21 protein-coding genes are annotated in these 19,711 nt (G+C 33.0%); 7 read left to right on the top strand and 14 right to left on the bottom strand.

The window, feature by feature from the left end; genetic code table 11:
• The first annotated feature begins 146 nt into the window (after positions 1-146).
• From L3J35_12155 to L3J35_12130, 6 genes are all read left to right on the top strand, one after another.
• Complete coding sequence (locus L3J35_12155; GenBank protein ID MCF6366942.1) at positions 147-2,402, top strand: inorganic phosphate transporter; 2,256 nt, start codon at positions 147-149, stop codon at positions 2,400-2,402.
• Between the two features lie 60 nt (positions 2,403-2,462).
• On the top strand, positions 2,463-3,146 hold the full coding sequence (locus L3J35_12150; GenBank protein MCF6366941.1) for a response regulator transcription factor: 684 nt from the start codon (positions 2,463-2,465) through the stop codon (positions 3,144-3,146).
• Positions 3,147-3,150: 4 nt separating this feature from the next.
• Positions 3,151-4,212 carry an ATP-binding protein gene (locus tag L3J35_12145; protein ID MCF6366940.1) on the top strand — a complete coding sequence of 354 codons (1,062 nt, stop codon included), beginning with the start codon at positions 3,151-3,153 and terminating at the stop codon, positions 4,210-4,212.
• A gap of 138 nt (positions 4,213-4,350) precedes the next feature.
• Entirely contained in the window at positions 4,351-6,564 is a 2,214-nt protein-coding gene (locus L3J35_12140) for an amino acid permease (protein ID MCF6366939.1), read from the top strand.
• 5 nt (positions 6,565-6,569) lie between these two features.
• Positions 6,570-8,531, top strand: a complete 1,962-nt coding sequence (locus tag L3J35_12135; protein ID MCF6366938.1) for a TetM/TetW/TetO/TetS family tetracycline resistance ribosomal protection protein — start codon at positions 6,570-6,572, stop codon at positions 8,529-8,531.
• A 133-nt stretch (positions 8,532-8,664) separates the two neighbouring features.
• Positions 8,665-9,342, top strand: a complete 678-nt coding sequence (locus L3J35_12130) for a hypothetical protein (protein MCF6366937.1) — start codon at positions 8,665-8,667, stop codon at positions 9,340-9,342.
• A gap of 247 nt (positions 9,343-9,589) precedes the next feature.
• Here the strand turns inward: L3J35_12130 and L3J35_12125 are convergent, their stop codons facing one another.
• From L3J35_12125 to L3J35_12060, 14 genes are all read right to left on the bottom strand, one after another.
• The gene (locus L3J35_12125; protein MCF6366936.1) at positions 9,590-10,210 is read right to left on the bottom strand and encodes a transposase; all 621 of its coding nucleotides are present in this window, start codon (positions 10,208-10,210) and stop codon (positions 9,590-9,592) included.
• A gap of 523 nt (positions 10,211-10,733) precedes the next feature.
• A complete protein-coding gene (gene fabD, locus L3J35_12120; protein MCF6366935.1) occupies positions 10,734-11,609 on the bottom strand; it encodes an ACP S-malonyltransferase in 876 nt (291 codons plus the stop codon).
• Positions 11,610-11,651: 42 nt separating this feature from the next.
• Positions 11,652-12,446: a deoxyribose-phosphate aldolase gene (gene deoC / locus L3J35_12115; GenBank protein MCF6366934.1), complete on the bottom strand. Its 795-nt coding sequence runs from the start codon at positions 12,444-12,446 to the stop codon at positions 11,652-11,654.
• Between the two features lie 9 nt (positions 12,447-12,455).
• Positions 12,456-12,917 carry an RpiB/LacA/LacB family sugar-phosphate isomerase gene (locus tag L3J35_12110; GenBank protein ID MCF6366933.1) on the bottom strand — a complete coding sequence of 154 codons (462 nt, stop codon included), beginning with the start codon at positions 12,915-12,917 and terminating at the stop codon, positions 12,456-12,458.
• Entirely contained in the window at positions 12,914-13,186 is a 273-nt protein-coding gene (locus tag L3J35_12105; GenBank protein MCF6366932.1) for a hypothetical protein, read from the bottom strand. Before L3J35_12105 ends, L3J35_12110 begins: the two co-directional genes overlap by 4 nt.
• A complete protein-coding gene (locus L3J35_12100) occupies positions 13,183-13,455 on the bottom strand; it encodes a EutN/CcmL family microcompartment protein (GenBank protein MCF6366931.1) in 273 nt (90 codons plus the stop codon). Before L3J35_12100 ends, L3J35_12105 begins: the two co-directional genes overlap by 4 nt.
• 10 nt (positions 13,456-13,465) lie before the next feature.
• On the bottom strand, positions 13,466-14,881 hold the full coding sequence (locus tag L3J35_12095) for an aldehyde dehydrogenase EutE (GenBank protein ID MCF6366930.1): 1,416 nt from the start codon (positions 14,879-14,881) through the stop codon (positions 13,466-13,468).
• Between the two features lie 21 nt (positions 14,882-14,902).
• On the bottom strand, positions 14,903-15,481 hold the full coding sequence (locus L3J35_12090; GenBank protein ID MCF6366929.1) for a BMC domain-containing protein: 579 nt from the start codon (positions 15,479-15,481) through the stop codon (positions 14,903-14,905).
• On the bottom strand, positions 15,478-15,765 hold the full coding sequence (locus L3J35_12085; protein MCF6366928.1) for a EutN/CcmL family microcompartment protein: 288 nt from the start codon (positions 15,763-15,765) through the stop codon (positions 15,478-15,480). Before L3J35_12085 ends, L3J35_12090 begins: the two co-directional genes overlap by 4 nt.
• A gap of 11 nt (positions 15,766-15,776) precedes the next feature.
• Positions 15,777-16,070 carry a EutN/CcmL family microcompartment protein gene (locus L3J35_12080; GenBank protein ID MCF6366927.1) on the bottom strand — a complete coding sequence of 98 codons (294 nt, stop codon included), beginning with the start codon at positions 16,068-16,070 and terminating at the stop codon, positions 15,777-15,779.
• Positions 16,071-16,095: 25 nt separating this feature from the next.
• On the bottom strand, positions 16,096-16,392 hold the full coding sequence (locus tag L3J35_12075) for a BMC domain-containing protein (protein MCF6366926.1): 297 nt from the start codon (positions 16,390-16,392) through the stop codon (positions 16,096-16,098).
• Positions 16,393-16,428: 36 nt separating this feature from the next.
• On the bottom strand, positions 16,429-17,058 hold the full coding sequence (locus L3J35_12070) for a hypothetical protein (protein ID MCF6366925.1): 630 nt from the start codon (positions 17,056-17,058) through the stop codon (positions 16,429-16,431).
• 24 nt (positions 17,059-17,082) lie between these two features.
• Positions 17,083-17,718, bottom strand: coding sequence for a hypothetical protein (locus tag L3J35_12065; protein MCF6366924.1), 636 nt, complete (start codon positions 17,716-17,718; stop codon positions 17,083-17,085).
• 2 nt (positions 17,719-17,720) lie between these two features.
• Positions 17,721-18,023 carry a BMC domain-containing protein gene (locus L3J35_12060; protein ID MCF6366923.1) on the bottom strand — a complete coding sequence of 101 codons (303 nt, stop codon included), beginning with the start codon at positions 18,021-18,023 and terminating at the stop codon, positions 17,721-17,723.
• A 145-nt stretch (positions 18,024-18,168) separates the two neighbouring features.
• On the opposite strand from L3J35_12060, the gene L3J35_12055 reads away from it, so the two are divergent.
• Positions 18,169-19,425, top strand: coding sequence for a U32 family peptidase (locus L3J35_12055; GenBank protein ID MCF6366922.1), 1,257 nt, complete (start codon positions 18,169-18,171; stop codon positions 19,423-19,425).
• The last annotated feature ends 286 nt before the right edge of the window (positions 19,426-19,711 follow it).

The raw sequence follows: 19,711 nt of genomic DNA, 5'->3' as shown, positions 1-19,711 counted from the left end.
CTGTTTGTCACGACATACACCATCCTATATTAATCATTTATTTCATTAATGTTAAGTTAATGTTAATATTAAAGATGCTCTTTTATAGTGTTTTTATTTAATCTATTTTTGATAAATTTTTAACTGTTAAGCTTATAATAATTATTATGGAAACAATAATTTTAATCGTTGTAATTAGTTTATTGGTATTGGCCGTAATTGACATAGTAGTAGGTGTAAGCAATGATGCAATTAACTTTTTAAATTCTGCATTAGGCTCAAAAGCTTTTAATTATAAAACAATAATGATAATTGCAAGTTTAGGAATTTTTATCGGAGCTGTTTTTTCAAGCGGAATGATGGAAGTAGCAAGAAAAGGAATTTTTCATCCGCAGATGTTCTCTTTTTATGATATTATGGTAATTTTTGTTGCTGTTCTTATCGGTGATATTTTGCTTTTAAACATCTTTAACAGCTTGGGAATGCCGACATCAACAACGGTTTCAATTGTATTTAATTTATTGGGTGCTGCAATTGCCGTAGGTTTCATAAAAGTGTTAGGCGAAAACAGACCTTTTTCTGACCTTGCTCTTTTTATTAATTCTTCTACTGCACTATGGATAATTTTCGGAATATTACTCTCTGTTGTTGTTGCATTTACATTAGGTGCAATTTCGCAATATATTTCCAGAATTGTTTTTACGTTTCAATACAATACTAAAACAAGACCCTTTTCAATGGCAATTTTCGGGGGAATTACAATTGCAGCAATTACGTATTTTATAGTTCTGAAAGGCTTAAAAGGGACAGATTTTTACGGAGAAATTAAAGTATTTCTGAAAGAATACACATTAATAATAATTGCGGGAAGTTTCTTATTTTGGTCAATTGTATCATATATTTCTATTAAGTTTCTGAAAGTAAATATTTTGAAATTTATAATTCTTCTGGGAACTTTTTCATTAGCATTAGCATTTGCAGGAAACGATTTGGTTAATTTTATAGGAGTTCCGATAGCAGGATTTAATTCCTGGGAATTTTGGAAAGAAGCAGGCTCTATAGATCCGCACCTTTATTATATGGAAGCTCTCGGAAAAAAAGTCCCTACTCCCGCATTTTTCTTGTTTACTGCAGGTGCAATCATGATTATTACTTTATGGACATCTAAAAAAGCAAAAAATGTGGCAAAAACAACTTTAGATCTTTCTGCACAAGGAGATAAAGACGAAAAATTTTCTTCAAATACTTTTTCAAGAGCCATTGTAAAAGGGTCTATCCATTTTAATAATGCAGTACAAGCTATAATCCCGAATAAAACAAGAGATTGGATTGACACAAGATTTCAAATGCCTGAGAAATCAAAAAAAGACATGAAAGATGTTCCGGAATTTGACCTAATAAGAGCATCGGTAAATTTATTAATCGCAGCCATTTTAATATCAATAGGAACATCTTTTAAACTCCCCCTTTCTACAACTTATATTACTTTTATGGTAGCAATGGGGGCATCTTTGTCCGATCGTGCTTGGGGCAGAGAATCTGCCGTTTATCGCATTGCCGGTGTTGTAAGTGTTATCGGCGGTTGGTTTTTAACGGCTTTGTCTGCATTACTTATTGCGGCATCTTTTGCAGCATTAATACATTATACAGGATTTGTTACAGCATTAATTCTTGAAGTAGGTGTAATATTTTTATTATTCAGAAATCGTTCCAAAAAAGTTTTAAGTGAAGAAGACATAGAAACGGAAGAAGAAGAAAAGGAAGCCGCAGAAGAAAATGAAATTACGGAAGCAGAACTTATTGAAAAAGCTGACAAGCAAATAAAAAGAGTCCTAAAAAGAAGCGGAAAATATTTAAAAAAGGCTTTTGCAAATGTTTCTGATAACAAAAGCAAATTTGCAAAACCTTTAATAAAAGAAGTTGATAACCTTAGAGAATACACTAAAAAAAGAAAAACAAGAACAAATAAAGTATTATTAAACTTAGTTTCCGATGCAGAAGAAGCCGGCATTTTTTATGTTCAAATGATTGAAGCTCAAAGAGAAATTGCGATGAGTGTATTCTTTACTGTACAACCTATTGCCGAACATTTTATTAATTCTCACAGACCTTTGCTTCTTGAACAAAAAGATGAGCTGGAAAATATTTATAACTCTATGGATATATTCAGTTCAAACATAATGAAAGCAATGGATAAAAAAGATTTTAAACAAAGAGATTCATTAAACGCAGAAATGGAAAATATTATAAAACTTATTAATAATTCTCGCAGGAAACAAGTTAAAAGAGTGAAAGCAGATGTTGTAAATGTAAGAAACAGTTTGCTGTATTTCAATATTTTAGAAGAGCTTAAAAATATTAGTATGCACATAATGAGTTTGTTTAAAGCATACAGAGACTTCTTGGACGTTACGGAAGATTAATTTCTTAATTGAAAAAAAACAATTATTTTTACTGAAAAGTCAAACCGCAAAACTCCGAGAATGTATAAATCTGAATATAAAATATTAATTGTTGATGACGAAAAAGATGTCAGAGAAATTCTGCAATACAATATAAAAAAAGAAGGATACACCGTATATACGGCAAAAAACGGAGATGAAGCTATAGAAATTGTCAAAAACAAAAAACCTCATATAATAATTTTAGATGTAATGATGCCTGTTACGGACGGCTACCAAACCTGTGCAAACATAAGAGAACTTCCTGATAATAATGACACAATAATAATTTTTCTTTCAGCAAGAAACGAAGATTATTCTCAAATTGTAGGTTTTGAAGCCGGCGGCGATGATTATATTACAAAACCGGTAAGCCCGAAAGTTTTACTTTCAAAAATAAAAGCACTTTTAAAACGATATAAAAAAGATGAAGCAGAAAATAATATTATTTCATTCGGAGAATATCGCATTGACATAACAGGATATGTCATTTATAAGAATAATGAAAAGATTTCGTTGCCTAAAAAACAATTTGAAATACTTAAGTTAATTGCTTCAAAACCGAACCATGTTTTTACGAGAGATAATATCTTTGAAAAAATCTGGGGAAACGATGTTATAGTAGGAACAAGAACAATAGATGTTCACGTAAGGAAAATAAGAGAAAAAACAGGAATCAAAAATATAAAAACGATAAAAGGAATCGGATATAAATTTGAAGATTAAAACTGTGAAATTCAGAACATTAAAAACTACAAACCCTCGCAAAATATCTTTTGCCGTAAGTTTTCTGCATACACTTTTTGTTTCAATACTGTATTTAACAGCATCATTTTTATTTCCTGAAATAAAATTCAATCTATTCGTACTATTAATATTCAACACAGCAATCTTTATCTTTTCGTTTTTTCTTTTTGAATATATTTTAAAAAGATTTATTTATGACAAAATAAGACTGATATACAAAACAATACGTAACTTAAAACTTCAAAAGAACGAAAAACCGGAAGTTGATTTAAAAGGAGATATAATAAAAGAAGTAAAAGACGAAGTTGAAGAATGGAGCAAAGAGCATGAAGTTGAAATCTCAACATTAAAAGAAAGAGAAACATTCAGAAGAGAATACATAGGAAATATATCTCATGAGCTTAAAAACCCAATTTTTAACATTCAAGGATATATTTATTCTTTAATAAACGGAGCAATTGATGATAAAAAATTAACAACGAAATACCTGAAAAGAACCAATAAAAATATAGAAAGAATTATTGATATTCTTGAAGATTTAGATACAATTTCAGAACTTGAAAGAATTAATTTAAAACCGGATTTTAAGAAATTTGACATTTTACAATTGGCAAAAGATGTTAATGAACTTTTTATAGACAAAACATCTGATAAAAACATAAAACTCTTTTTCAGAGAAGATTATACAAATCCTATTTATGCTTTCGGAAACAAAAAAAAAATAAAACAAGTTTTTATTAATCTGATTGATAATGCAATAAAATATAGTTCCAAAAACGGAAAAATAAAAATCAGCTTTTTCGATATGGACAAAAACTATCTTATAGAAATAACCGATGAAGGCCCGGGAATATCGGAAAATGATTTACCTCGAATTTTTGAACGTTTTTACAGAACAGATAAAGCACGGTCGAGAGATAAAGGCGGTACCGGTCTTGGGCTGGCAATTGTTAAACACATTATTGAAGCTCACAAACAAACAATTAACGTAAGAAGCACAACCGGAGTAGGGACTACATTTGCATTCACAATTTCAAAAGCATAAACACTAAAATAATTAACATTTCTCATTTACAGCTCTTCAGAAAAAATTTATACCTATTTGAAGAAAAAAAACTAAGTATTATTTTATTTATCAGCATTATTTCTATTTTTGAAAAAGAAAACTTTATAAATAAAAAAGATGAACGTAAGCAAAAAATTCGGAACGGCTCCGGTTTTCTTTACCGCAATATCAACCATTCTTGGAGCCATATTATTTTTACGTTTTGGTTTTGCTGTCGGAACACTCGGTTTTTGGGGTGTAATCTTTATTATTTTATTAGGACACCTTGTTACAATTCCCACAGCACTTGCCATTTCAGAAATAGCTACAAATAAGCGAGTTGAAGGCGGCGGCGAATATTTTATTATTTCACGCTCTTTCGGTCTTAATATCGGAGCAACAATCGGAATTGCATTATTTATGTCACAAGCCATAAGTATTGCTTTTTATGTTATTGCATTTACCGAAGCATTTGAATTCTTTTTTAACTACATGAAAGAAACCCATGACATCTTTCTTCCTCGACAAGTTGTAAGCATTCCGGTTATGATTTTGCTTTCTATTCTTATTTTGAAAAAAGGTGCAAACCTCGGTGTAAAAGCACTATACTTTGTAGTTGCCGTGCTTGTTATTTCATTAATCTTGTTTTTTGTCGGAACTACATCTTATGCCGAAACATCCTCATTCAACTTTGCAAATGCCGAATTCCGAAACCTTGATAATTTCTTTGTTGTTTTTGCAATAATTTTTCCTGCTTTTACGGGTATGACAGCCGGAGTAGGTTTATCCGGCGATTTAAAAAACCCCGGAAAATCAATTCCGATAGGAACAACTGTTGCAACCGTTGCAGGCATGATTATTTACTTTTTTATTGCTTATAAATTAGCATATTCGGCAAGCCCCGAAGATTTAATGACCGACCAATTTGTAATGGGGAAAGTTGCAAAATGGGGTTGGCTTGTTATACCTATAGGTTTGGCGGCATCAACAATTTCATCAGCTCTCGGTTCGGTTATGGTTGCTCCGCGTACACTGCAAGCTTTAGCAAGCGATAAGTCATTTCCGGTATCCGGAATTAATAATTGGTTGTCAAAAGGCAGAAAAAAAGACAACGAACCGACCAATGCTTCATTATTTACGGTAATTATTGCAATGGTTTTTGTTATCATCGGAGATATCAACGCCGTTGCCGAAATTATTTCCATGTTTTTTATGGTAACCTACGGCTCATTAAGTTTAATTTCATTGCTTAATCATTTCGGTTCTTCTCCGTCTTACCGACCGTCATTTAAATCAAAATGGTATATTTCGCTAATCGGTTTTGTTGCTTCGGTTTGGATTATGTTTAAAATTAACATGCCTTACGCAGTAGCTGCAATAATCTTAATGACACTGCTTTACATTTATATTAATTCATATCATAAAAAAAGAAAAGGTTTAGTTTCAATTTTTGCAAATACTATTTTTCAAGTAAACCGAAGTTTACAAATTTACCTTCAGAGGCATAAAAACAAAAAAGAATATGTTGAATGGCGACCGAGTGCAATTTGTATTTCAAAAAACTCGTTTAAACGCGACAATGCTTTCAGGCTCTTAAATTGGATATCATACAAATACGGATTCGGAACATATTTGCACCGTATTGAAGGCTACTATTCAAAAAGTACTTATAAACAATCAGAAAAAGAACTTAAAAAACTTCTGAAAAATATGGGAACAAATAATTTTGTTTATATCGACACAATTATCTCTCCTTCATACACTTCTGCTATTGCACAAGCAATCCAAATTCCCGGTATTGCCGGAATGGAAAACAATATGGTTATTTTTGAATACGATAAGGAAGACCCCGCAGGCTTAAAAGATATAATTGATAATTTCAAACTCGTAAACTCAGGTAATTTTGATGTTTGTATTCTTGCATCAAGTCGAAAACCGGTATATTACAAAAACGGTATTCATGTCTGGATAAAAAATGCCGATGAAGAAAACGGGAACTTAATGATTCTTCTGAGTTTTATAATTCTCGGGCATCCTGATTGGAAAAAAGCTGATATTAAAATTTTTGATATATGTAAAGAAGAAGAAGCTGACGGTGTAAGAACACATTTAAACGAACTGGTAAAAAGCGGAAGACTGCCGATTACATCCCAAAATATTGAAATAATTATTCAATCGGAAGATGTTGCTCCGAAAACAATAATAAATGAATATTCGTCTGATGCCGGATTAACAATTATAGGCTTCCGAGAAGAAATGTTGACACACGAAGAAAGCAAACATTTTCAAAATTATGACGATATCGGAAATATCTTATTCGTAAATTCTCACAATAAAAAAGATATTGAATAACTTCCATGAATAAAGGAAACATAATTAATATCGGAATTTTTGCTCATGCCGATGCCGGAAAAACAACAATAACAGAAAATTTCCTTTTCACATGCGGTAAAACTAAAACACTCGGAAATGTTGACAAAGGAACTTCGCAAACAGATTTTCTTAAAGTTGAGAAAGACAGAGGAATATCGGTCAAATCATCTTATACAAGTTTTGAATATAAAAACACACAAATAAATCTTATAGACACACCCGGGCATGTTGATTTTACCGCAGATATAGAGCGAAGCATGAGAATTATCGACTCTGCAATTTTGGTTATTTCGGCTGTTGAAGGTGTACAGGCTCATACCGAAACCATTTGGCAAGGCTTAAAGCAAAGGAACATTCCGGCAATTATCTTTATCAATAAAATTGACAGAACAGGTTCCGATTATATATCTGCTATTCAAGATATTAGAAAAGAGCTGTCAGCCTCTTCGGTAATTTTGCAAGAAGCAATAAATGAAGAAAATAATAATGTAAGCATACAATCTGTTTGGAATTCTGAAAATGCTAATGAAAGCATAATTGAAAAACTTGCCGAATGTAATGATGAAATTCTTGAAGACTTTCTTGAAAATCGAGAAATTAAATTTGAAAAAGCCGACAAAGCCTTAAAAGATGCCGTAAAAAATACTTACTTATATCCTGTTCTTATCGGCTCTGCAAAAAATTCAATCGGCACAACTGAATTGTTAGATGCTGTTGTAAATTATTTCTCTATTCAGAAAGGAGGAAATGCTAAAAAACTGTCGGCATTAGTTTTTGGTATTTCACACGATAAAACAATGGGTAAAATTGCTCATGTGAAAATATTTTCAGGACAAATTAATAATCGAGAAGTAATTTTTAACCATTCAAAAAAAGCAGAAGAAAAAGTTACGCAAGTTCGAAAAACTTTTGCAAACACTTTTAAAGACACAGGCGTGGTATATGCCGGAGATGTTGCAGGCTTATGCGGATTAAAAGAAGCACAAATCGGTGATATTATTGGTGAACCTTCCGAACAAATTCCCGAAAATATAAGTTTAAAAACACCTTTATTAACAGTTCAGGTAAGAGCTGAGCAAGAAAAAGATTACACAAATTTAGCTGATGCTTTGCAAGAACTTTCGCAAGAAGACCCTAATCTTGATTTTTATTGGTTGCGAGAAGAAAAAGAACTGCACCTTAAGATTATGGGATGGATTCAAATGCAAATTATTGAAAGCATTTTGGAAAATCGTTTCAATATAAAAGCAAAATTTGAAAACCCTATAATTATTTACAAAGAAACGCCTGCAAAATCAGGGTTCGGTTTTGTAAAATATTGGATGCCAAAACCATGCTGGGCAATTATGAAATTCAAAATTGAACCGGCAAAACTAGGCAGCGGTGTGGAATATCATTCAGAAATAAGTGTTGATGATGTACAGCAAAAATACCAAAACAAAGTTAAAAGAACCATACCCGAAGCATTAAAGCAAGGCATTAAAGGCTGGGAAGTTACCGATATTAAAATTACTTTAGTTGAAGGCGAAGACCATCAAGTACATTCAAATCCGGGTGATTTTGTTGTAGCAACACCCATGGGAATTATGCAAGGTTTAAAAGAAATCGGCACAAACCTTCTTGAACCGACAGTTTCTTTCAAAATTTCGGCAACCGAAGAATTACTCGGCAAAATCACGAGTGATATTACAAAAATGCGAGGTAATTTTAATTCTCCCGAAATTGAAAACGGGAAATTTATCCTTACAGGAACAATGCCTTTGGCAACTTCTATTGATTATCCCATAAAATTAAGTTCACGTTCCGGCGGGAAAGCTAAAATTTCAACTAAATTTCATTCTTATGAAATATGTACTGACGAACAAGGCGTAATAAGAGAATATAGAGGTATAAGTCCGCTTGATACGGCAAAATATATCTTAAAAGCTCGAAAAGCATTACAATAAAATCTGAGCAGAAACACTATCGGAGGGTATTTTTTAATATCATTATACAAAGAAGATTCTTTTACAGAAGTTAAATTTAATTTTGTATATTTGTGAGTATGCAAATATTGACAGCAATAAAAATAAAAAACAAATGAAACAACAACTTAGCGAACAAGACAAAAGAGTCATCAAACATCATATTTCCGGAAATCAGAACATTAGGGCAATAAAGTACATTCGGCAAATAACAGGTTTATCACTTAAAGATTCAAAAGATATATTTGACAAATTTTATAGTAATATTTCAGAAATTGACACTTTTGAATATGAACAAAAAGGAGAAGAAATAACATTTGAAGATAATATAACCGAAAACGAGCTTAAAACCATTCAGTTGGATGAAAATGAAATCAATTTCATACATGCACTTTTACAAAAAGGGCAAAAAATTCAAGCTGTAAAATATGTAAAAGATAAATTTAATTACAGTTTAAAAGAAGCAAAAGAATTAGTTGATAATTTTGATGCAAATTATAAAGAAGATAAAGAACCGGAAACATTAATTTTTGAAAACGATGATTCAAGTATAATGATTGAGTTTGAACCAGAGAATGATTTATACAAAATAAAGGAAATTACTGAAAAAGAACAAAATATAAATTCCCCGACACTCAAAAAACCAAAATCAAAATCTTTTACATTTGGAAAAATAAACAGGCGAGACAGAGAACGAAAAAAAATGCGTTCAAATTCGGGTTGTATGTTAATGTTATCTTTTTTATTTATTGTAAGTTTAGTTATCGGCGGAATGATTTCTCTTGTGTTGTAAATTATTTTACCAAAAAAAACCAATGCTTGGCATTATACTGCAAATCAACATCTTAAATTTGGTAATGTGGTCAAAAATAGTTGGTGATTTTGTGAAAAGTATTTTATAAACTATGACCATTAATCCGAAAAGGACATAAGCTCTGCTGAGGAGCAACTTATCAGCGATAGGATTAATCTTATACGGTAATATTAAGGACTTTTAAAAGAAGTCCTTTTTCTTTTTATTACCGGTAAGTTTTATAGCTTTAAAAACCTTTTTCTTTGTTTTTAAAGTATAAATACCACATAAGATATTGTTTCCTGTGTTTGTATGATAAACCGCGATGGATATTTAAATGTCCCTTCATATGTCCGAAAAATGATTCAATAGAATTAGTTGTTTTTGGTATCATCGGATTATCTAAATAATGAAACATATTTGGCAGTGCTCTTTTTATTGTCATAAAGGATCTTCTCACAGATTTGTGTGTAAACCAATATCTGTTTGTTTCCGGGTTATAACTTTTTTTACTAATAAAACCTTTATATTCTTCATACCAATTATGCAAGTCTAACAGCCAAAAGCTTAGTTCATAATGAGATTTAATCAAATAAATCTTGGAGCTTATTTCTCTAAGTTTGTAACCTGCTTCACTTTTTGGTTTTTTAGTTAACCAAACACGGCAATCTCTTTGTATATGAACAAGACAACGTTGCAATATAGTATCCGGGAGGGATTCTCTCACTGCTTTAATTATAGACTTATGACCATCACAAGTAACACTTTCTATTTGAACACCAAGTTTTAAAAGGTTCAATAAATCTTCTTTGATTTCTGAGTAATGCTCTCTATCAGAAAACCGATAAAGTTGTGTAAATTTCATCATACTGTTTCTATACAGAACTAAACAAATACCATTACTGAAATATGTCCCGTCAATTATTAAATTTACTTTTAAGGAAGGAAATACTGATAACACAGGAGCTTTTGAAAGGTAATGATAGAAAAACCTTCTTAATGTTTTTTCAGAATAAGGACTTTCTTTTACTAACTCACCAATGGTTCTCCTTCTGATAATCCATTTTTTAAACCAAATAAATCTATTGGAAATACTAACAGATTTATTGTCGGAAGTGAAAAAAATGTCACAGTTTTTACATTTATATCTTTGTTTATTTTGTTGCTTTCCCCACTTTATTGTATCAAGACTTTTGCAAGCCCAACAACGCTTTTTTTGAACTTTTCATAAAACAAAAAAAGTTTTTTGAAACTGATTTCAACAAACTTTCTTCTTTCTCATTGTTTACATAGTGTACAGAACTCTTTACCAACTATTTTTGACCATTAAACCGTTTTCTCGGTATATCCTTATTCCGTTATTAGAAAAGTTTAAAATTTATCTACAATTGCTATGCACTGAAAGTCGGAAATTTTCTGTCAATTTTTTTCAGTAATCCCTGCAGAACTTTTCCCGGACCTACTTCCGTATATGATTCGGCACCGTCGGCAATCATATTTTTCATAATCTGTGTCCATTTAACGGGAGCTGTAAGTTGGGAAACTAAATTTCTCTTAATTTCACCTACTTCATTAACTGCCCTTCCCGTAACATTTTGATAAACAAGACAAATAGGCTCTCTAAAAGTTGTGTTTTCAATTGCTGCGGCAAGCTTTTCTCTTGCAGGTTCCATTAAAGGAGAATGAAAAGCACCGCCTACATTTAACTTAATTGCACGTTTTGCTCCGGCTTCGGTTAATTTTTCAATTGCTTTATCAATTCCGTTTATTGAACCGGAAATAACAATTTGTCCGTTTGTATTATAGTTTGCAGGAACTACAACATCATCAATTGACGCACAAATTTCTTCTGTTTTCTCATCATCAAGCCCTAAAACAGCTGCCATAGTTGAAGGTTCAATTTCGCAAGCCTCTTGCATTGCATCGGCTCTTTGTGAAACTAATTTAAGACCGTCTTCAAAAGATAAAGTTCCGTTTGCAACTAAAGCGGAAAATTCTCCGAGAGAATGCCCGGCAACCATGTCGGGTTTAAAGTTATCACCTAATGTTTTTGCTAAAATTACGGAATGTAAAAAAATAGCGGGCTGAGTTACATTTGTTTGTCGTAAATCTTCATCTGTTCCGTCAAACATTAAGTCTGTTATTCTGAAACCGAGAATATCATTTGCCTTTTCAAACATTTCTTTTGCAAGTTCTGAATTTTCGTATAAATCTTTGCCCATTCCTACAAACTGGGCTCCCTGTCCGGGGAATACATATGCTTTCATACTTTAAATATCTTTGTGTTTTTTTTATTTTGTTAATGCGTATTAATAATTTCCCGTAACTTTATCTCCTTCAATAATTGCAACGCTTGCTCCGGCTCCTATTCTTGTTGCTCCGGCTTTAATCATGCTTACGGCAGTTTTAAAGTCTCGAATCCCTCCGCTTGCTTTTACGCCCATTTTCGGACCTACCACTCTTCTCATAAGTTCGATATCTGCAATTGTTGCTCCTCCGTTTCCGAAACCGGTACTTGTTTTTACAAAATCAACATCAACTTTTTTGCAAATCTCGCAGGCAATAACCTTCTCTTCTTCAGTAAGTAAAGATGTTTCAAGTATAACTTTTAATACGGTAGTACTTCTGCATGCTCTTTGAACTGCTCTGATATCTTCTTCTACATATTTTATATTGCCGGATTTAAGAGCTCCGACACTTATTACCATATCAATTTCATTTGCACCGTTTTCAAGTGCATTCCTGGTTTCAAAAGCCTTACTTCTGCTGTCCGTTTCGCCCAAAGGAAAACCGATTACAGAACAAACTTTAACATTTGAACCTCTGACTTTTTTTGCAACATATTTAACCCAACTTGAGTTTACACAAACAGAATAAAAATTATATTTTTTTGCTTCTTCACAAAGTTGGTCAAATTGAGAATCCACAGCATCAGGTTTTAATAATGTATGATCAAAATATCTTGCCAGTTCCTGTGTTGTGATTTCTGAACTCCGATTGTTCGAATCGGATAAATCTGTAACTGTGCTTTTCAGTTGTGTGTTGTTTTTAATTTTTGACATTACTTGATTCGTAATTTTGTCAACTAATTCGTTGTGATCCATATTATAATTTTATTTTTTTTCGATTGCCGTTATTTTATTTATTCTTGGCCAATGTCTGCCTCCTTCAAAATCAGTTTCCAACCATAATTTTGCCATCGCACAAATGTCTGAAACTGAGTGTTGTGCTGTTCCCATTGTTAAGACATTGGCATTATTATGTTGCCTGCTGTTTATTATTGTTTTGTTGCTCCAGCACAATGCTGCTCTTATTCCTTTTACTTTGTTACAAACCATTGACGAACCGATTCCGGCACCGTCTAACATTATTCCTCTGTCACACTCTCCGCTTACAACTTTTTTTGCAACGAGATAAGCAAAATCGGGATAATCTACGGCAATTGTGTTGTTATCTGTTCCTATATCAAGAACTTTATAACCCACAACTTGCAAATATTTTTTCAGGCTTTCTTTTGTTTCGAATGCTCCGTGGTCTGCTCCTATTGCAATAGTTTTTACTTGTTCTTTATTCATTTTTCTTTTTCGATATGGTCAATAATTCCTACAACAACTTGTTTAACAGAATTTGTTTCCGGTTTTAAAATCATTTTTGCAGAACCGCCTTCATCCAGTGTTAATACAGTATCTCCGACACCGGCTTGTACAGAATCGATTGCTAAAAAAGAGCTGCCTTTTTCTTTGCCGGAAGTATCAACAGGCTGAATGATCAGAATTGTCCTGTTTTTATAATCTGTACTTGTTATTGTCGAAACAATATTTCCTATAACTTTTCCGATTATCATTTTTCGTCCTCCAAATTTATTTCATCAACAATCCCCACTATAGCAGCATCACACGGATTCATAAAGTCAATTACCATACTTGCTTCTTTGCTGGTTTCATAATAAATAACCTGTCCTATATTTGAATGAATTGTGTCAACAGCAACAATCGGGTCTCCGGTGTTTTCTTTTTTTTCGTTTACAGGTTGAATAAGAAGTAGTGTTAATCCTTCAAAAGAATCAACTTTAACCGTACTTACAACTCTTCCTAATACTTTGCCGAGCTTCATAACAAATAATTTATATAATTCTGAAATGATCTACTAATGTACACCTTCTTTCTCTTGTAAATGTGCTTGTTTTTGTAACACCTTCTCCTGTGGGGCTTGCAATAGTAAAGGAGGCAAACCCGGCTCCTCCGAATCCTAATCCTGCATAGCTCGGACCGTTTTTTATGAAAATAGAGCAATTTGATAATTTTGCCATTTTGCTGAGTTTTGCAATATTCAGAGAATGCATTATTGCAGTATGCTTAAAACCGTGTTCAACATCGATGGCTAAATCAATTGCTGTATCAACATCTTTTACTCTTACAAGCGGCATAACCGGCATTAGCTGTTCTGTCCATACCAAGGGGTGCTCTTTGTCAACTTCACATAGCAGCAATCTTGTTGAAGCAGGAACATTAAGACCGATTGCTTTTGCAATATAATCTGCATTTTTGCCGATGTAATCTTTATTTGATGCTCCTTCATGTCCTTTTCTTCCGGGATCAGTTATTACTAAATCTGTAATTTTTTTAATTTCCTCAGAGTTTAGTTCATAGGCACCGTTTTTTACCATTTCTTTTTTAAGCCTGTCTGCAACAGACTCAACAACAAGAATTTCTTTTTCGCAAATACAAATAATGTTATTGTCGAAACTTGCACCGTCAACAATATCTTTCCCTGCTTTTGCTATGTCGGCAGTTGCATCGACAATTACCGGCGGATTTCCCGGTCCTGCCGCAATTACCTTTTTCTGATACGACATTGCAGTTTTTACAACAGCCGGACCGCCGGTAACAACCATAATTGCAATTTTATTGTGCCCCATTAATGTTTTTGCAGACTCAATTGTCGGATTTTCAATACAAGTAACAACATTTTCCGGACCGCCGGCTTCCGTAATTGCTTTATTCAAAAAGTTTATGATATATGCTGAAACTTTTTTTGCTGCCGGGTGCGGATTAAAAACCACGGTGTTTCCGGCTGATAACATTCCTATTGCATTACTAATAATTGAAATTGTTGAGTTTGTTGTGGGTGTGATAGAACCGATAACTCCGTATGGTGCTTTCTCAACAATTGTTAAGCCGTTTTCGTCTGAAAAAGCATCAGGTTTTAAATCTTCAACACCGGGAGTTTTATTAATTCCTAAAATATTTTTTGCAATTTTATCTTCATATCTTCCGTAACCTGTTTCTTCGTGAGCCATTTTAGACATTATCTTGTTTTGCTCATGACAAACTTTTCGAATATTTTCAATTATTTTAATTCGTGTATCTAAAGGCAACTCAATATATTCCTTAAAAGCAGTTTCTGCAGCATCAACAGCATCATTAATATTGCTAAAAACCCCGATTTTACCGGAAGTTGAATTAATTTCAGGTTGAATATTTAAATCTTTTAGTGCTTCGCTTACTAATTGACGAATACTTTGTTCTAAATTATCCATTTTGTTTATACTTATTTTCGTTTATAGTTGCGGTTTCTGAAAGTAAAACGGTTTAATTTCTTTTTCGGGTTGCGGAATAATTGTGTCTGCAAAAATTGAATTTTCTTTTTTAAGCTCGTGTTTTGCAGAAGCTACAGCAGCTTGAATATCTTCCAGGTTACCTATCATTTTCACATACGATTTACCTCCGAACCCGTTTGCAAGTCTTATTTCAACAATACTTACATTGCCTTCTTTTGCCGCAATATCTGCTGCTCTGATACTTGATGTAACATTCAATGTTTCAATAATACCGATTGCACCCCAATTATCAGACTGTTTTACATTGCCGATAGCACCTATCACTTCTTGATGGATAACCGGCAACAATAAACTGTCAACAATATAATCTTTTCCTGTTTCAATTCCTTTTTTAAAAGAATATTCTACAGAAGCTAAATCTCCGCTGAAAACAATAAGATATTTTCCGAAACAAATTGTTCTTGCATCAACAATATTGACAGGGGCGATTTTTACCATCTCATCTAAGGCATGAAATCCGACGGCAATGCTGCTGAATTCTAAAACTCCAAGAACAATCGTATCTTTATCTACTTTCATTTCGTATATACAACTTTACCATTCTCATCAATTACATCAATTATTCCTACAATTATTGCGTCAACAGGTTTATTGGCAGTAACGGAAGTTTCTCGAGCAGGGGTACTTTGTGAAACCATAACTAATTCATTGTTTCCGGCTCCGACTAAATCAAGTACAATAATAAAATTTCCTCTTTTTTCTCCTTTTTGATTACATTGTTCAATCAAAAGAAATTTTGCTCCTTCAATATTAACGTTTTGTTTGCTGCTGACAACTGTTCCTACAACTTTTCCGAGAATCATTGCGTAATAATTTATTGTTTTTGAAATGTGAAAACTCCGTCTTTTTCAATATAATCTACGATTGCAATAATTGAAGAATCTGTCGGTACTCCCAGAGTAAGACTTGTTTGTCTCGCTCCGCTCCCTGACACATAAAAAACAATTTCATTTAATCCCGCACCAACAGTATCCATTGAAACGACAAAATCATTTTTACCTTTTTGTGTAACAGGGTCTATTTTTTCAAGAAGAAGAAATTTAATTCCCTCCATTTTAGGTTCTTTATGAGTGGAAACAACCGTTCCGACAACTTTTGCTAATACCATTTTTCTTAATTATTAAAACATTTGATTATTTTCCTTTTTTAACTGAAAGAGGTAAAGCACTGTTAACATTTCCGTGAGGGCGAGGTATAACATGAGAGGATACGATTTCTCCGACTTTTTCGGCAGCACGAACACCTGCATCAACAGCTGCTCTTACGGAAGCCACATCACCGCGAACAATTGCAGTTACATAACCGCCTCCGATTTGTTCATAACCTATTAATTCAACTTTTGCTGCTTTTACCATTGCATCAGAGGCTTCTACCATTGCAACAAAACCTCGTGATTCAATCATTCCTAAAGCTAATGAATTGTCTGACATAATAATTTTGATTTTATTGTTAATAATTATTTTTATTTATTCTCTTCCTGAAATCTCGGATAATCGTTTTTCAACAATTAATTTACATTCCAACACATCTGCTTCATTACCTCCGATATAAATTCTTCCGAATTTACCGAATCCCATAACTTCAACAATCTTAATATCTGCTGCTTTCTCTGCCTCATTAGCCGCATAATAAGCATAACCTGCAGGTTCAACTTCAAGAACAAATAGTGTATCTCCTCTGAGAAGCATCATTCCTTTTCTTGTTCGGTTAATTAATTGTGCGTGATGATCTTCAACATTTTTAATAAGTTGGCTTGTAAGTATTCGCGGTTTTATTCTGTCTTTTTCTGTTTTTCCGATTGAATTCAGAATTGCTTCTCCCGCCATTCTGGTATCTCCTTGTTCGTCTGAATGTACTTCAAGCATTCCGAATGCTCTTTCAACAATTTGCATACCCGGAGTTACATCAACAGCTTTTAGTGCAACATCTGTCAGTGTATTTATTTCAATGCCGGGAGCAATTTCCGTAATACAACAAGATTGACCTGCAACTGGAAGGTATCCTCTTGAAACCGTAGATAAATATGAAGCCATTTGTAATTGAAGCGAATCAATTATTATATGTGTTCTTAGGTCGATATGAGATTTTGAATCCATATTTTTGCTTTTTATTTCTGATTTTTATTTTATTTCTCTTCCGGAGAGTTCGTTTAAACGTTTTTCAACATTTAATTTACATTCTAATACGTCTGCTTCATTGCCTCCGATATAAATACGACCGAATTGACCGAATCCTCTGACGTCAATAATATTAATATTTGCAGATTTTTCTGCTTCATTTGCAGCATAATATGCATAACCGGCAGGTTCTACTTCCAACACAAATAATGTATCTCCTTTCAGAAGCATCATTCCCCATCTTGTTCTGTTGATTAATTGAGCGTGGTGGTCTTCGACATTTTTAATAAGTTGGCTTGTAAGTATTCTTGGCTTAAGTCTGTCGGCTTCTGTTTTTTCAATTGATTTTAAGACTGCTTCACCTGCAGTTCGAGTATTTCCTTGACTGTTTGAGTGAACCTCAAGTAAACCGAAAGCTCTTTCTACAATTTGCATTCCGGGTGTAACATCTGTAGCTTTAAGAGCAACGTCTGTTAATGTGTTAATTTCAATACCCGGTGCAATTTCGATAATACAACAGGACTGTCCGCCAACCGGAAGATAACCTTGCGAAACGGTTGATAAGTAGGAAGCCATTTGTGATTGTAATGAATCAATTACGATATACGTCCGTAAGTCTATGTTCTTTTTTGAATCCATTGTTATTTAGCTTTTTTGTTTTGCTTTTTGCTTAAAGGAAGTGCAGAGTCAACATTTGTATGCGGTCTCGGAATAACGTGTGATGAAACAATTTCGCCTACTTTTTCAGCTGCCCGAATACCGGCATCAACCGCAGCTCTGACAGAAGCCACATCTCCTCTCACAATAGCAGTTACATAACCGCCGCCTATTTCTTCAAATCCGACCAATTCAACGTTTGCTGCCTTAACCATTGCATCAGATGCTTCAACCATTGCAGTAAATCCTCTTGTTTCAATCATTCCCAAAGCTTTATTGTTTTCCATAATATTTTGTAATTATTATTAATTTTATTTTAAAGACTTGAACTGACAAAGATAGGTCTTTTTTTAATTATATTTGCGATTTTTTAAAATGTATTAACTTTTTTTGTGAAAAACATAACAACCAATTGCTAAATTTTAAGAGCAGATGAAATATATAAAAGAAGATATTGAAATTATGGCTCCTGTGGGTTCTTTTGAATCTTTGGCGGCAGCAATACAGGCAAAGGCAGATTCTGTTTATTTCGGAATTGAGCAATTAAATATGCGTGCAAAATCAAGTAATAATTTTACGACAGAAAATCTAAAAACCATAGTAAGCATCTGTAATGAAAATAAAATAAAGAGCTATCTGACTGTTAATACTATTATTTATGACCATGATATTAAAGTAATGAAGCAAATTGTTGATGTTGCAAAAGAAAGCGGAGTTTCTGCAATAATTGCTTCCGATCAAGCTGTGATGAATTATGCAAACAGTATTAATCTAGAGGTGCACATCTCTACACAAATGAATGTCAGCAACATAGAAACAGTTAAGTTTTATTCAAATTTTGCGGACGTAATGGTTTTAGCACGGGAACTGAGTTTAAAGCAAGTAAAGCATATAAACGAGTTAATTGAAAAAGAGCAGATAAAAGGTCCTGCCGGAAAATTAATCAAAATAGAAATATTTGCACACGGAGCATTATGTATGGCTGTTTCGGGTAAATGTTATTTAAGTTTACATGAACAAAATTCTTCCGCTAACAGAGGGGCTTGTTTGCAAACTTGCAGAAAATCATACATTGTAACAGAGAAAGAAACAGGCTTTGAGCTTGAAATTGATAATGAATACATCATGTCTCCTAAAGATTTAATGACAATTAATTTTATGAATAAAATATTGGATGCCGGAGTAAAGGTTCTTAAAATTGAAGGCAGAGCAAGACCGGCTGAATATGTTAAAATTACAACAGAATGTTATAAGGAGGCTGTGAATTCAGTTTATGAAAGCTCTTATACAAAAGAAAAAATTGATAATTGGATAAATCAACTTTCAACTGTTTTTAACAGGGGTTTTTGGGACGGTTATTATTTGGGCAGAAAATTGGGAGAATGGAGTAAAGATTACGGTTCAAAAGCCACAAAACAAAAAATATTTATAGGAAAAGCAAGTAATTATTTTGCGAAAATAGGGATAGGAGAATTTAATGTCCAAACCGGAAAATTAAGCATTGGCGATGAAATTTTAATAAGCGGTCCGACAACCGGTGTTATTCAGTCTAAAGTAAAAGAACTTCGGTTTGAAGAAAAAAATGTTGAAGAAGTTACAAAAGGACAGGTTTTTTCTATGCCTGTCGAAGAAAAAGTAAGGCGTGCAGACAAGTTGTATAAAGTTTTGGATGTAGAAAGCAGAATCTAAAATACTGAAAGCATGACAGGCTCTCATTTTAATAACAAGAAAGATATTTTATTAAGACGGAAATAATCAAGTTAAGAGTATTGTTTTAAACACTGTTTTTAACAATCAAAACTGCCGCATAGGCAGAAATACCTTCTTCTCTGCCGGTAAAACCCAACTCCTGTTTTGATTTTTGAGACACCCTAAAAATTTTTCATTATAATTTGAAAAAGTTCGGCTTGTTCGTCATCCATTTTTAATAATTTAGATTTCGTATGTTTGGATTCGGGTAATGTGTATGTTATTT

The organism is Bacteroidales bacterium (genome assembly GCA_021648725.1).
In the GTDB taxonomy this organism is placed as follows: Bacteria; Bacteroidota; Bacteroidia; order Bacteroidales; family JAADGE01; genus JAADGE01.
This window is presented reverse-complemented; position numbering and strand designations above follow the sequence as displayed.